Source organism: Pseudomonas sp. MYb13, assembly GCF_002980075.1.
Lineage (GTDB): Bacteria > Pseudomonadota > Gammaproteobacteria > Pseudomonadales > Pseudomonadaceae > Aquipseudomonas > Aquipseudomonas lurida.
In genome coordinates, this window is record NZ_PCQI01000016.1 from 106,149 (window position 1) to 119,587 (window position 13,439).

18 protein-coding genes and 2 tRNA genes are annotated in these 13,439 nt (G+C 60.0%); 13 read left to right on the top strand and 7 right to left on the bottom strand.

Going from position 1 to position 13,439, the window contains the following annotated elements; genetic code table 11:
* Positions 1-126: 126 nt before the first annotated feature.
* A complete protein-coding gene (locus tag CQ002_RS23355; RefSeq protein WP_174555860.1) occupies positions 127-378 on the top strand; it encodes a DUF1654 domain-containing protein in 252 nt (83 codons plus the stop codon).
* A gap of 4 nt (positions 379-382) precedes the next feature.
* A complete protein-coding gene (locus CQ002_RS23360) occupies positions 383-1,072 on the top strand; it encodes an endonuclease (protein ID WP_034107545.1) in 690 nt (229 codons plus the stop codon).
* A 31-nt stretch (positions 1,073-1,103) separates the two neighbouring features.
* Here CQ002_RS23360 and CQ002_RS23365 read toward each other — a convergent pair whose 3' ends face one another.
* Complete coding sequence (locus CQ002_RS23365) at positions 1,104-1,469, bottom strand: SPOR domain-containing protein (protein WP_105162571.1); 366 nt, start codon at positions 1,467-1,469, stop codon at positions 1,104-1,106.
* 262 nt (positions 1,470-1,731) lie between these two features.
* On the opposite strand from CQ002_RS23365, the gene csrA reads away from it, so the two are divergent.
* From csrA to CQ002_RS23380, 3 genes are all read left to right on the top strand, one after another.
* Positions 1,732-1,926 (top strand): carbon storage regulator CsrA, encoded by a 195-nt coding sequence (csrA, locus tag CQ002_RS23370; RefSeq protein WP_003192511.1) that lies wholly within the window; start codon positions 1,732-1,734, stop codon positions 1,924-1,926.
* A gap of 211 nt (positions 1,927-2,137) precedes the next feature.
* A complete protein-coding gene (locus CQ002_RS23375; protein WP_098466981.1) occupies positions 2,138-2,389 on the top strand; it encodes a hypothetical protein in 252 nt (83 codons plus the stop codon).
* Between the two features lie 93 nt (positions 2,390-2,482).
* Complete coding sequence (locus CQ002_RS23380) at positions 2,483-2,776, top strand: hypothetical protein (RefSeq protein ID WP_105162572.1); 294 nt, start codon at positions 2,483-2,485, stop codon at positions 2,774-2,776.
* 19 nt (positions 2,777-2,795) lie between these two features.
* On the opposite strand, the gene CQ002_RS23385 is transcribed toward CQ002_RS23380, so the two are convergent.
* Positions 2,796-3,473: an HAD family hydrolase gene (locus tag CQ002_RS23385; RefSeq protein WP_034107553.1), complete on the bottom strand. Its 678-nt coding sequence runs from the start codon at positions 3,471-3,473 to the stop codon at positions 2,796-2,798.
* 207 nt (positions 3,474-3,680) lie between these two features.
* Here CQ002_RS23385 and CQ002_RS23390 point away from each other — a divergent pair, with 207 nt between their 5' ends.
* The 4 genes from CQ002_RS23390 to CQ002_RS23405 all read left to right on the top strand — a co-directional run bounded on the left by CQ002_RS23390 (position 3,681) and on the right by CQ002_RS23405 (position 6,921).
* Positions 3,681-4,451, top strand: a complete 771-nt coding sequence (locus CQ002_RS23390; RefSeq protein ID WP_098466984.1) for an alpha/beta fold hydrolase — start codon at positions 3,681-3,683, stop codon at positions 4,449-4,451.
* Positions 4,452-4,564: 113 nt separating this feature from the next.
* Positions 4,565-4,810, top strand: a complete 246-nt coding sequence (locus CQ002_RS23395) for a DUF2790 domain-containing protein (RefSeq protein ID WP_034107557.1) — start codon at positions 4,565-4,567, stop codon at positions 4,808-4,810.
* Between the two features lie 42 nt (positions 4,811-4,852).
* Positions 4,853-5,524, top strand: coding sequence for a heavy metal response regulator transcription factor (locus CQ002_RS23400; RefSeq protein ID WP_034107559.1), 672 nt, complete (start codon positions 4,853-4,855; stop codon positions 5,522-5,524).
* Positions 5,521-6,921, top strand: a complete 1,401-nt coding sequence (locus CQ002_RS23405) for a heavy metal sensor histidine kinase (RefSeq protein WP_105162573.1) — start codon at positions 5,521-5,523, stop codon at positions 6,919-6,921. The genes CQ002_RS23400 and CQ002_RS23405 overlap by 4 nt, the downstream gene beginning before the upstream one ends.
* A gap of 41 nt (positions 6,922-6,962) precedes the next feature.
* On the opposite strand, the gene pcp is transcribed toward CQ002_RS23405, so the two are convergent.
* The 3 genes from pcp to CQ002_RS23420 are packed head-to-tail and all read right to left on the bottom strand — an operon-like array spanning position 6,963 to position 9,275.
* Entirely contained in the window at positions 6,963-7,604 is a 642-nt protein-coding gene (gene pcp, locus CQ002_RS23410; RefSeq protein WP_105162574.1) for a pyroglutamyl-peptidase I, read from the bottom strand.
* Between the two features lie 7 nt (positions 7,605-7,611).
* Complete coding sequence (locus CQ002_RS23415) at positions 7,612-8,562, bottom strand: DUF979 domain-containing protein (protein WP_105162575.1); 951 nt, start codon at positions 8,560-8,562, stop codon at positions 7,612-7,614.
* Entirely contained in the window at positions 8,559-9,275 is a 717-nt protein-coding gene (locus CQ002_RS23420) for a DUF969 domain-containing protein (RefSeq protein ID WP_033901741.1), read from the bottom strand. Before CQ002_RS23420 ends, CQ002_RS23415 begins: the two co-directional genes overlap by 4 nt.
* A 207-nt stretch (positions 9,276-9,482) precedes the next feature.
* Between CQ002_RS23420 and CQ002_RS23425 the strand changes: the two genes are divergently transcribed.
* The 3 genes from CQ002_RS23425 to CQ002_RS23435 are packed head-to-tail and all read left to right on the top strand — an operon-like array spanning position 9,483 to position 11,373.
* Positions 9,483-9,698, top strand: coding sequence for a hypothetical protein (locus CQ002_RS23425; protein ID WP_105162576.1), 216 nt, complete (start codon positions 9,483-9,485; stop codon positions 9,696-9,698).
* A 9-nt stretch (positions 9,699-9,707) separates the two neighbouring features.
* Positions 9,708-9,893, top strand: coding sequence for a hypothetical protein (locus tag CQ002_RS23430; RefSeq protein ID WP_105162577.1), 186 nt, complete (start codon positions 9,708-9,710; stop codon positions 9,891-9,893).
* A 58-nt stretch (positions 9,894-9,951) separates the two neighbouring features.
* Entirely contained in the window at positions 9,952-11,373 is a 1,422-nt protein-coding gene (locus CQ002_RS23435; protein ID WP_105162578.1) for an MFS transporter, read from the top strand.
* Positions 11,374-11,459: 86 nt separating this feature from the next.
* Here CQ002_RS23435 and CQ002_RS23440 read toward each other — a convergent pair.
* Positions 11,460-11,536: transfer RNA gene (locus CQ002_RS23440), tRNA-Val, on the bottom strand.
* A gap of 184 nt (positions 11,537-11,720) precedes the next feature.
* On the opposite strand from CQ002_RS23440, the gene CQ002_RS23445 reads away from it, so the two are divergent.
* Positions 11,721-13,004: an FAD-binding oxidoreductase gene (locus CQ002_RS23445; protein WP_098466989.1), complete on the top strand. Its 1,284-nt coding sequence runs from the start codon at positions 11,721-11,723 to the stop codon at positions 13,002-13,004.
* A 180-nt stretch (positions 13,005-13,184) separates the two neighbouring features.
* Here the strand turns inward: CQ002_RS23445 and CQ002_RS23450 are convergent.
* A tRNA-Asp gene (locus tag CQ002_RS23450) sits at positions 13,185-13,261 on the bottom strand.
* Positions 13,262-13,439: the final 178 nt, after the last annotated feature.

Consider the following 13,439-nt stretch of genomic DNA (forward strand, 5'->3'; position numbering starts at 1 on the left):
CCTCCTCTCCCGCCCTACATGAAATTGCCTGAATTGCCGTCGGACGAACTTCTTTAAGTTTAAGCAGTTGCGAAATTGCCTACAGTTAAATACTGTATGTGCGTACAGCTTATTAAGGAATACTCCGTGGCAAAGTCCTCTTCCGCAGAACCAACTCCGCCCGATGCCTACGAACGCCTGGCCATCCGTGTGCAAAAGATCATCAACTCGACCAACGCGCAGAAAGCCAAGGCGGCGTTGATCTTCCGTTTGCCGGATGAACCTGAGGATGAATGGGCGCGTTTGCTGGAAGAAATCGCTGAGAACGACAACGTCACCCTCGCCTATCGAGACGACGGCGGTGTGCAGATTTTCTGGGTTGTACCGAAGGAAGATTGATTCAATGAGCGTCCGTTTTATCGCTGTGTGCTGCCTGTTTTTTGCCATCACCGCCCAGGCCCAGGCACCCCGCACGTTCAGCGAAGCCAAGAAAGTCGCCTGGAAGCTGTACGCCCCGCAATCCACCGAGTTTTATTGCGGCTGCAAATACACCGGCAACCGCGTTGACCTGAAAGCCTGTGGCTACATCCCGCGCAAAAATGCCAACCGCGCTGCGCGCATCGAATGGGAGCACATTGTTCCAGCCTGGCAGATCGGGCATCAGCGCCAATGCTGGCAAGATGGTGGGCGCAAGAACTGCACGCGCCACGATGACGTGTTCAAGCGTGCCGAGGCGGACCTGCATAACCTGGTACCGAGCATCGGCGAGGTCAACGGTGACCGAAATAACTTCAGTTTCGGCTGGCTGCCAGTGCAAAGCGGGCAGTACGGTTCATGCCTGACCCAGGTGGACTTCAAGGCCAAGAAGGTCATGCCGCGACCGTCAATTCGGGGGATGATCGCCCGAACCTATTTCTATATGAGCAAGCAATACGGCTTGCGACTGTCCAAACAGGATCGCCAATTGTACGAAGCCTGGAACAAGACCTATCCAGTGCAGGCCTGGGAGCGCCAGCGCAACCAGACCGTGGCGTGTGTGATGGGGCGCGGCAATGAGTTTGTAGGCCCGGTGAATCTCAAAGCCTGCGGTTGAACAGGGGCGAGACTTGCGCCCGACCAGGCACTTACTGCACGGTTTTGTGCTCAATGACCTCTGACACCGTGTCGGTTTTCTTGGCGCGGGCCATCTTCTCGTTAAGTAGCGTCTGCTTGGCCTCCGCCTCCGCCTTGGTGGCAAACGGGCCCAGCAGTACTTCGTCCTTGCCGTCCACCTTCACGATATAAAAATTGAAACCATGTTCCAGCAACCAGGCCGTAAGGTCGGTGATCGCCTGCAACTTGTGGTCCGGCGGGCCTACCCGCACATCCCATTCCTGGGCAGCAATCGCGCCGGTCTGGGGCTGGCTTTCGTTCGCGGCAGGCTTGGTCCTGGGCGCATCGACGCTTCTGCCTTCACCGCAACCGGCCAATGCCAACACCGCAATTGCCATCGCTACTTTACGCACTGCCCTGCTCCTTCGAAGATAAAGAGGCGACTTTATCATTCACTGTCTATTCTGGCCGTCATAAACGTTGGCTTAAACAATGCGAATCATGTATCGCAGACCTGTATGATGCCGCCATGGGAATTAATGTCGCCTCTATGCGTCCTAAAAGAGGCAGTCACAGGGAAGCGCTTAGCAGTAAGCTACACACATCCGACACCTGCCCTGTCTGAAACATGTGTCCTTAAAAGTAATCAAGGAGAAGTCCATGCTTATACTCACCCGCAAAGTTGGTGAAAGCATAAACATCGGTGATGACATCACGATCACCATCCTGGGCGTCAGCGGCCAGCAAGTACGAATCGGCATCAACGCACCCAAGGACGTTGCCGTGCATCGCGAGGAGATCTACCAGCGCATCCAGGCTGGCTTGACTGCCCCGGACAAAAACCAGACGCCTTGAAGCACCCTCAGTAGCCAGCCCTTTCGTTCACTGTAACGGCTGGCGAAAACCCCTTCGGACTGCTCTTGTCTTTGTTGCGTGACTGACGTCGCCAATGTGTTCATCTTCATGGAAAGATGAAACTGTCTTCACGCCCGGAACTTGTTGTTTCATTCATAGCCGAATCTGCTGACTGACACTGCGCCATCCGTGTGCATTCGGGAGCACGTCGATGAGGCCTAGCACCGCACCGCCATTTGCCTACAGGTCCTGGATGATCGCCTTATTGATAGGGCTGGTCTTCGTCGGGCTTGCCTACGGCTTGAGGTATGAAGTCGAAGGCTCGGCCTCTGCCGACCAGCACTCCTGGCTGGACCTGGCGCTGTTGCTCTGCGGGTACTTGTTCCTGTTCTGTCTCAAACCCATCCAGCAAGCCGTGCAGCGCAGATTGTGCCGGCGGGCACCTGAAGAAACGCCACGCTGATGCCCGGTCTTCGCTGTCAGAGCGCCGGTATTTACAGCGTCGCCACAGCACCTATGCTTGGGCGTGCACGATCAGTAAAAGGGGCTGAGGCAAATGGACACCCTGAGTAAATCCCAAATCGAATCGGCACTGGCAGCCCGCCTGCCCAGCTACACGGTGACGTGTACAGTGCACGCCGATGGCACCCTTTCGGTCGTAATCAGCGGCCCGGAAACCGACCATTTTGCAATTACCGGGATCGTGCGCACGCATTACCGCGGCGCCGAAGCGATCGCACTGTTGGCCAATGAAATACTCAGGGAAATGGTGCTCTCACGCCAAGCCATGAGGAATGACCGCAAGCAGCCGCCCGATCCAGCCAATGCGGGAAAAGGCCGAGACCGGTAACGGGCTCGGCCTTTTCGTGTCAGCCCGCCGCGGCCTGCACGTACAGCAAGCCTTGCGCGTCGCGCTGCACGTCTAACTCCCCGTACCCGTCAATCGAAGGATGCTCGGTAACCATCGGCGTATGATGCGTCGAGGTCACGACCATCACATCCGCCCCTGCGGCCTCTCCCGCACGAATGCCTACTGTCGCATCCTCAAATACCAGGCACTCCTGCACCGGTACGCCCAGGCGTTGCGCCCCCAGCACGTAGCAGGCGGGGTTCGGCTTGCCGACGGCAACGTCTTCGGCCGTGACCAGCACCGCCGGTGGCGCAATGCCCGCCGCTTGCATTCGACGCAACGCCAGCTCCCTGGGGGCCGAGGTGACCAGCGCCCATTGATCACCCGGCAGGCTGTTCAAAAATGTGACGGCGCCGGGAATCGCGACAACACCCTCGACGTCATTGACCTCAGCCTCGGTAATCCACTGCGCCTCAACCTCGGGATCCACGCCGGGCAGTGCCTGGCGCGTGATGGTATCGATCGCGCGGGCCCCGTGAATCGTCTTCAAAAACGCGGGCACATCCAGGCCATGGCGTTCAGCCCAGAGGCTCCAGACTCGCTCGGCGGCAGCAATGGAGTTGAGTAACGTCCCATCCATATCGAACAGAAAGGCACGGTAACGGCGGTTGAACACGGCTGAACCTCGGATGGACACTGCGCGGCTTCCTCATGGGCAGAGACAAATGATCGGCCCACTGCAATCTACGGATCGCCTCGGCACTTGTAAACGCTACCGAACTCGATTGCATTACAGCTTTGTAATCAGGCTGTAAGTCTTGTTGGCACCCTCACTTCATACAGTGGAGTCGTCAGTCACCCATCTTGGATGACGCCGCTTCCTACTGATGAAAAGGGCCCGCCCATGAAACCTGCAAGCAAACTCTGCCTGATCGCCGCCAGCCTGCTGATGCTGGGCACCGGCACCGCCATGGCCGCCACCGTCGCGCCAGTCAAAGCCAATAACGTCGTGCTGGTGCACGGTTCCTGGGCCGACGGTTCAAGCTGGTCCGAGGTGATCACCCGCCTCCAGGCCGCCGGCCTGCACGTTACCGCCGTACAGAATCCGCTGACCTCGGTGGCCGACGATGTCGCTGCCACTAACCGCGTGTTGGACCAACAAGATGGCCCTACGGTGCTGGTCGGCCATTCCTACGCCGGGACCGTGGTGAGCGACGCCGGAGTAAACCCGAAAGTCAGTGCCCTGGTGTACGTCGCCGCACGTGCGCCGGACGCCAATGAAGACTTCGTCGCCCTTTCGGCCAAGTACCCGACCATGCCTGTGCGGGCCGGTGTGGAAGAGCACGACGGCTACCTCACCCTGAGCCAGGACGCCTTCCTCAAGTACTTCGCTGCCGATGTGCCGCACGCCAAGGCCCTGGCGTTGTACGCCGTGCAGCAGCCCATCACCAAGGCCCTGTTCAGCGGCCGCACCGTCAATGCCGCCTGGCACACCAAGCCGTCCTGGTACGCGGTGTCGGCGAATGACCAGACCATCAACCCGGACCTGGAGCGCTTCCTCGCCAAGCGCATGAACGCCACCACGATCGAGCTGCCTTCGAGCCACTTGTCGTTGGTGTCCCACGCCAAGGAAATCACCGACCTGATCCTCGAAGCCTCTGGCCGCCAGCCCTGAAAACACGGCATTACAAACTTGTCATCATCCTGTTGGTTGGCTGTTCGGGGCGCCTGGTTACTGTGAACTCACTGCCACGACCTGGCAGCCAACCCTTTAAGAGAGATACCGCCATGAAACTGTTCATCCTCGGCTTCACCGCTTTGCTCGCTACCGGCTCCGTGTTGGCTGCCGAACCGGTCATTCACGACCAGACGGGCTTCTTTGTACACCTGGACGTGGCCAAAGTGCTGTCGAGCACCGACACCTACGGCCAGTGCGGCATCGTCCCCGCGCGCCTCGACTACCTGGACAGCCAGGGCCGCGAACATGTGCTGGACTATCAGGTCCAGGGCATCGGTTGCGCCAGTGACAATTGATCGGGCTACACTTGCGCCACGCATTGAGACAGGGCACTTCCCATGAACATTCTCGTAGTCGAAGACGAACCCAAGGCTGGCAATTACCTGCTCAATGGCCTGCAGGAGCTGGGCTACTCCGTCAGCCTCGCCCGGGACGGCGTGGACGGCTTGCACCAGGCCTTGGAAACGCCGTTCGACGTGATCGTGCTGGATGTGATGATGCCCAAAATGGATGGCTGGGAAGTGCTGCGCCGCCTGCGCAAGGAAGCCGATACGCCCGTGCTGTTCCTGACGGCGCGCGACGACATCGCCGACCGCATCAAGGGCCTGGAACTGGGTGCCGATGACTACCTGATCAAGCCGTTTTCCTTCGCTGAACTGGTGGCACGCTTGCGCACCCTGACCCGCCGCGGGCCGAGCCGGGAAGAGGAACAGTTGCAGATCGCAGACCTGCAAATCGACGTGCTGAAGCGTCGCGTCACCCGCGCTGGCACCCGCATCACCCTGACCAACAAAGAGTTTGCCTTGCTGCATCTGTTCGCGACCCACCAGGGCCAGGTGCTCTCCCGTTCACTGATCGCGTCACGGGTGTGGGACATGAATTTTGACAGCGACACCAACGTGGTCGACGTGGCCGTGCGGCGCCTGCGCTTGAAAATCGACGATCCCTTCCAGCTCAAGCTGATCCACAGCGTGCGTGGCATCGGCTACCGCTTCGATACCCAGCCATGAACAAACCCCGTCATTATTCCCTGACCCTGCGCCTGGCGTTGATCTTCGCCCTGCTCGCCTTCGCCCTGCTGGCGACACTCGGCGTGGCGCTGTACCGCGAGCTGGAGCGGGAGTTGGTCATGCGTGACGACGCGGCCTTGATCTACCGCATCGATCAATTGCGCAACCTGCTCAACGACAGCAACACCCTGGACTTGATCAAGACCAAGCCGGAGCTGTTCCAGAACATGCTGGGCAACCGCGAGTCGGTGCTGAGCATCACCGCGCCAGGGCAGAAGCCATTGCTGACGGTCAACCCCGGCAATATCGACCTGCCTGCCGTGCCGCCCGTCCCCAAGAACCATCAACTGACGTTCGCCGACGTGCACCATTTCCCCGGCATCAATGGCGTACCCTTTGCCACCCTGGCCGCGTCCATCGACTCCGGCGACCTGGGCAGCCTGCAAGTCACCACGGGGCGCCTGATGACCGAGCGCACCGCCGTGCTCGCCAGCTACCGCTTGAGCGTTTATATCCTGGCGAGCATTGCGGCAATCCTACTGGCCGTGGTGGGTTACCTGCTGGTTCATCGTGGGTTATTGCCGTTGCGCCGCCTGGCGCGGCACGCCCAAGGCATCGGCGTCGGCAACCTCGCCGAGCGCCTCGACAGCCACGGCGCGCCGAAAGAACTGCTGCCGATGATCGATTCGTTCAACACCATGCTTGAGCGGCTGGCCAAGGGTTTTGTCCAACTGGGCCAGGTGTCCACCGACATGGCGCACGAGTTGCGCACACCGATCAACAACCTGCTGGGGGAAACCCAGGTCGCCCTGCAACAGAACCGCAGCATCGAGAGTTATCAGCAACTGCTGGCATCCAATGTCGAAGAACTTGAACGCCTGGCGCGGATGCTCGACAACATGCTGTTCCTGGCCCGCACCGACCCGGCCAGCGCCCTTCGCCAGCGCCAGGAACTCAGTGCGGCGGACGAGGTGGAACGTATCGCCGAGTACTTCGAGGGTTTGGCGGGTGATGTGGACATCAGCATTCATGCCGAAGGTGAAGGGGTGATCTGGGCGGAGCCGATGCTGCTGCGCAGAGCCCTGGCGAACCTGTGCGCCAACGCCATCAAATATGGCGCGCCGGGTACTGCGTTGGAGATCCGGGCGGTGCCCAGCGCCGAGGGCATTCACCTGAGGGTCAGCAACCAAGGCGAGACCATCGCCGCCGAGCACCTGCCGCGGCTGTTCGAACGGTTTTACCGGGTGGATGAGTCACGAGAACGTTCGGCGCAGTCCAATGGATTGGGCTTGTCGATCGTGGCGACCATCATGCAGTTGCATAGCGGTCGTTACAGCGTGAGCAGCGAGGCGGGGGTGACGTGTTTTGAGTTGTTCTTTCCGAAACGGGACGACTGAGCGGCAATCACTTGTTTGCACTGTGAGAAGCGTCGGCCCGGTCAGCTGACCTGCCCGCCCGCTTCCTTTATATCCACAGGTGCTTGCCACGCCGTCAGTACTGCCGCCTGCAAGCCCGCAACCATCGTATCCAGCGCCATCGAGGGGCGCTGCGAGCCCGTCACCTGCTCCGGCAGCAACGGCACGTGGATAAACCCACTGCGTACCCCAGACCCTGCGAGCGCATGCTGCAACAGATAAAAAATTTGATTACACACGAACGTCCCTGCCGTCTGCGATACCGAGGCCGCGATTCCCGCGTCGCGCACGGCCTTGACCATCGCCTTGATCGGCAGCGTCGTGAAGTAGGCCGCCGGACCTTCAGCCACGACCGCCGTGTCGATAGGCTGCTCGCCGAGGTTATCGGGGATGCGTGCATCGTTGATATTGATCGCCACTCGCTCGACTGAAATATCGCTACGCCCCGGTCCCAAGCCGGTAGCGATCACCATCGCCGGGTGCAACTCGTCGATCAGCCGGGTCAGGCACTCGCCAGCCGTGGCAAATGCGCAAGGCAGTCGACGCGCAACAATCTGCACATCGCTTCCCAATTGCACGCCATCCAGTTGGCGCACAGCTTCCCAGGACGGATTCAGCCGGTCTTGATCAAAGGGTTCGAACCCCGTCAGCAGTACGATTTGCATCCTGGCCTCACATCAGCAGGTAAAGCAGCACAATATTGACCACCAGCATCATCAACGCAGTCGGCAACTGAGCCTTGATCACCGCGTTCTTGTCCGGCAGCTCGAGCAACGCCGCGGGGACGATATTGAAGTTGGCGGCCATCGGGGTCATCAGGGTACCGCAGTAGCCGGAGAACATGCCGATCGCCGCCATCACCGCCGGATTACCGCCGTAGATACCCACCAGCACCGGCACGCCGACACCGCCGGTCATCACCGGGAACGCCGCAAAGCCATTGCCCATGATCACCGTGAACAAGGCCATGCCCAGCACGTAGACCATCACCGCCACCAACTTGAAGTCCAGGTTGATATAGGTAGTGGTCACATGCGCGACAGCCGTGCCGACCCCAGCTTCGTTAAACAGCAAACCCAGCATCGCCAGCATTTGCGGCAGCACCATGGCCCAGCCAAGGGCTTCAGTCAGTCGGCGCGATTCGCGCAAGGCTTGCACCGGCGTATCGCGGGTCAGCCAGCAGGCCAGGCCAAGGGCGATCAGGCAACCGATACCGAGGGAGACGAAGGTGGTGTTTTTCGGGTCCAGCAGCGGTACGCCGCCGATCTCGGTGTGCTTGAGCAATACCGAGCCGATCACCGTGGTCAGCGGAATTGCCAAGGCTGGAATAAACAGCTTATGACCCAGGCGACCGGCACTCGCGCGGGATGCCTTGTCGTGCAACTCGGCATGCGTGCCACGGCCAACACCGCCCATGCCAGCGATCAATGCCATCAGCACTACGCCTGCACCGATGACCACCGACGGCAGACGTTCACCGACCAGGAACGGAATGGCGAACAACAGCCAGAACAGTGCACTGGACCAGCGCTTGGGATGGGCTCGGTCCATCAGGATCATGCCCGCCGTGATCAGCAGCAGAACCCCGGCCAGCCAGTACAGGTATTGAATGGAAATGATCATTGCGCGGCCTCCACGGGGGTGGCGGCCGGCGTCATCTCACGGGTGAGCCTTCGGTCAAACCGATGCAGGCGGATCGCGTGAATGATGAAGGCGCAGATCGCCGTAGGAATACCCCACACCGCAATGTGCAGCGGCTCCACATCAATTCCGGAACCGAGCAAGAAAGTGTGCATCAATGCGATGGCGCCGAAGGCAACAAAAATGTCCTCACCAAAAAACAGGCCGACGTTATCCGTCGCGGCGCACATGGCCAAGACCTTGTGACGCAACTTGTCCGGCAGCTTGCCGTAGCGTTTTTCCGCAGCGCCCTCGGCCATCGGTGCCAGCAACGGACGCACCATCTGCGGGTGCCCGCCCAGGCTGGTCAAGCCCATGGCGGCCGTGGATTCACGCACAAACAGATAGATGATCAACAAGCGCCCCACCGTGGCGCGTTCGAACCGTGCAATCCAGTTCTGCGCATGCAGGCGCAACCCGTGGCGCTCCAGCAGGCCGATGACGGCCAGGGGCAGCAATAGAATCAACTGCAGTGCACGGGTCTGAAGGAAGCCATCGCCCATGGTGGCGAGGATTTTTTCCAACGGAAAATGGGCGGCAAGCCCGGTGGCGATAGCGGCGGCGGTGACCACCAACAGCGGGTTGAAGCGCAAGACGAAGCCAACCACGATCACAAGTACGCCGATCAACGGCCATAAGTTCACAACAGTTTGCATGGCGATGAGGTCCTTAAGTGCGCGCTGCGGCGCCATTACAGCAGGATGTGAACAAAGGGTTCACAGCAAGAAGTGGCGTGCAGTCGGCTCGGTTTTTTATTGTTGACCCGAAAGGTCGAGCGTCAGTGGCGGCAACTTTGCTGCCTGGGGACGGGGGGTGTCCAACAAGAAAAATTGTTGCTGCAAACCAATAAATTTTGTGGGTGATTGAACAATGCGCAGGTAGCGAGGTGTGGACAGGCCGGAAGGGATTCATGCATTTTCGCGCCGCCTGCTTATCAGGCGCGCGCACCGATTGGCTCGCGCATCTACGATACGTCCTCATCCGCCTGGGAAGGCACTGCCTCGTCCATGACGCAAAAGCCGGTGCAGGCGATTGCCAAGCCGATGATCAGCGATATCAAGAATGCCAAGGCCAAGTAAACCGACACCGTGAGCGAATTCCTCGAATTTATCTGGAGACTCATCGATGTGCTGTACAGGCTGCTTGAGCTGTCCAGCGACTACACACCTTCGCGGCGAAAACGCGTGTTTTCATTTGGGTTTGTCATGTATTTACTGCTGGTGGCGGTCGTTGAACGTGCGTTGCTGCAGTTTTCTCTTGACGGTAGCGCCTGAGGCGACCGCCCGGTATCGTCAGGCCCAAGCGACCTTCACTGAACAAGGGCCTGCACCGGTGACCTCTTCCACAACACCCGACACCCCGCTCAGCGTAAAAACCCGCTTGATAGCCCTGGTGGTCGCTGTGACCTTCTTCATGGAAAACCTCGATGCCACGGTGATCGCCACCGCCCTGCCGACCATGGCATCGGCCTTCGGGGTGACGCCGGTCGACATGAACATCGGCATCACCGCCTACATTCTCGCCGTGGCGATCTTCATCCCGCTGTCCAGCTGGGTCGCGGATCGCTTTGGTGCGCGCCGGGTCTTTGCCGGCGCGATCATCGTCTTCACCCTCGCCTCGCTGCTTTGCGGGTTGAGCCAGAGCCTTGAAATGTTCATCTTTGCCCGCGTGCTGCAGGGCATCGGTGGCGCGCTGATGGTGCCTGTAGGGCGTTTGGCGGTGCTGCGCAATACCGACAAAAAAGACTTGGTGAACATGATCGCGATCATCACCTGGCCAGGGCTGGTGGCACCGATTCTGGGGCCATTGGCGGGCGGATTGATCGTGACACATGCCTCGTGGCCGTGGATTTTCTACGTAAACCTGCCGCTGGGCGCCGTGGCACTGGCCGCCGCGCTGTGGCTGGTGCCGGAAGGCCGTGAGGCCAGCGTGCGCCCGTTCGATGCCAAGGGCTTTTTGCTGCTGGCAGGTGCCTGCGTGGCATTGCTGGGTGGGCTGGAATGGCTGGGCAGCCAGGCCGGCGAAATGCTCATCCCCGGCGCCGGGCTGGTAGCGGCGGGCTTAGTGCTTTCGGTGTGGGCCGTGCACCATTGCCGACATTCCTCCGATTCTTTGTTGCCGCTGGAAACGCTGTCCATCACTACCTTCCGCGTCAGCCTCTATGGCGGCTCAATGTTCCGCCTGGCCATCAGCGCCGTCCCCTTCTTGCTGCCGCTGCTGTTCCAGGTTGCCTTCGGCTTGTCCCCGGTGGACGCGGGCTTGTTGGTGCTGGCGGTATTCGCCGGCAACCTGGCGATGAAGCCCTTTACCACGGCCATCATGCAGCGCTTCGGGTTTCGCAAGGTGCTGATGGTGAATGGGGTGATCAGTGTGGTGTCGATCGCCGCCTGCGCCTTGTTCACAGCACAAACACCGTTTGCCGTGATTGCGGCGGTGTTGTTTGTGGGCGGCCTGTCACGCTCGATGCAGTTCACCTGCTACAACTCGATTGGCTTTGCCGACGTGCCCAAAGCGCGCATGAGCGAAGCGTCGGCGTTGTTCAGCATGTCGTTCCAGCTGGCGATGGGGATGGGTGTGACGGTGGCCGCGCTGTTGTTGCGTGCATCCATGACCGTGCAGGGGCATGAGGTTCAGGCGCAGGTCGCGGATTTCCGAGTGGCGTTTATCGGCGTGGCGGTGCTGGGGGTGTTGGCGTTGGTGGATGTGTATCGGTTACCGAGGCAGGCTGGGGAAAGTGTGCTGAAGCGAGGTTAAGCAGGAGATTGCCAAATCCCAGGCAACAAAAAAGGGCCCACCTTTCGGTGAGCCCTTCTAGACCGCCCAGCAGAGCGGATTTTGTTTGGTAGGCGCGATTGGACTCGAACCAACGACCCCCACCATGTCAAGGTGGTGCTCTAACCAACTGAGCTACGTGCCTGCTGTGAGGCGGCATTCTACGGAATTCCGGAGGGGTGTCAACATCTTTTTTGCAGCTAAGCCTATGAATATGCGAATTTTTTATTTGCGTGGGGGACGCCCGTGAATTTCGGGTGGCTGGCAGGCAATTTTCAACTCAGGTAGGATCGGCTCACTCGTAAAAAATATAAAACAGAGGTTCCAGGATGGCGAACACCCCCTACCCCCAGTCGTATTACGCCGCTTCCGCGAATGCCGCTCCTCCTCGCCCGATGCTGCAAGGCGAGGTCGAAACCGATGTGTGCGTGATTGGCGCCGGCTACACCGGCCTTTCCAGTGCGCTGTTCCTGCTGGAGAACGGTTTTCGCGTGACGGTGCTGGAGGCCGCCAAGGTGGGTTTTGGCGCCTCGGGCCGCAACGGCGGGCAGATCGTCAACAGCTACAGCCGTGATATCGATGTGATCGAGCGCAGCGTCGGGCCCAAGCAGGCGCAACTGCTGGGGCAGATGGCGTTTGAGGGCGGCAAGATCATTCGCGAGCGGGTGGCCAGGTATCAGATCCAGTGCGACTTGAAGGACGGTGGCGTGTTCGCCGCCCTCAACAGCAAGCACATGGGCCATCTGGAATCACAGAAGCGCCTGTGGGAGCGCTACGGCCATACGCAACTGGAGCTGCTGGACGAGCGCCGCATCCGCGAAGTGGTGGCCTGTGACAACTATGTGGGCGGCTTGCTGGACATGAGCGGCGGGCATATCCACCCGCTCAACCTGGCACTGGGCGAAGCGGCCGCCGTGGAATCCCTGGGCGGTACGATCTACGAACAATCGGCAGCGGTACGTATCGAACGTGGCGCCAGCCCGGTGGTGCACACCGCCGAAGGTAAGGTCAGGGCCAAGTTCATCATCGTCGCGGGCAATGCCTACCTGGGCAACCTGGTGCCAGAGCTGGCGGCCAAGTCCATGCCCTGCGGCACACAAGTGATCACCACGGCACCCTTGGGCGACGAACTGGCGCAAACGCTGCTGCCGCAGGATTACTGCGTCGAAGACTGCAACTACCTGCTCGACTACTATCGCCTCACCAGCGACAAGCGCCTGATCTTCGGCGGTGGCGTGGTGTATGGCGCGCGCGACCCGGCGAATATCGAGGCGATCATTCGTCCGAAGATGCTCAAGGCCTTCCCGCAGCTCAAGGATGTGAAGATCGACTACGCCTGGACCGGCAATTTCCTGCTGACCCTGTCGCGCTTGCCGCAGGTGGGGCGCCTGGGCGACAACATCTATTACTCACAGGGCTGCAGCGGCCATGGCGTGACGTACACGCATTTGGCGGGCAAGGTACTGGCCGAAGCCCTCAGAGGTCAGGCAGAGCGATTTGATGCGTTTGCCGACTTGCCGCACTACCCGTTCCCGGGCGGGCAATTGTTGCGCACGCCGTTTGCGGCGATGGGGGCCTGGTATTACGGTTTGCGCGATAAATTGGGGTTCTGAGCCAACTCAATGATGAGAGCGAGTTTGCTCGCTCCCACATTATTTGACCGAGACAGAGCCAAGGGACAAATCGCAGACACAAAAAACCCCGGTCTTTCGACCAGGGTCTTTGCTATCGGATCAAAGTAGCCAGAGGCTTTCTTTGTGCTTCAAGGCGTTCAGTTGGCCTTGAGGCAGATATGGCGCAGCGGACGGGACTCGAACCCGCGACCCCCGGCGTGACAGGCCGGTATTCTAACCGACTGAACTACCGCTGCGTATCGCTTGACCGGCCGAGATCAAACCCTCGCCCGTCTTGAAACATCTGATCGACCAGCCTTGGCTGTTCAATCTCAAGCCCGACACATCGGACCTGGAAAATATGGCGCAGCGGACGGGACTCGAACCCGCGACCCCCGGCGTGACAGGCCGGTATTCTAACCGACTGAACTACCG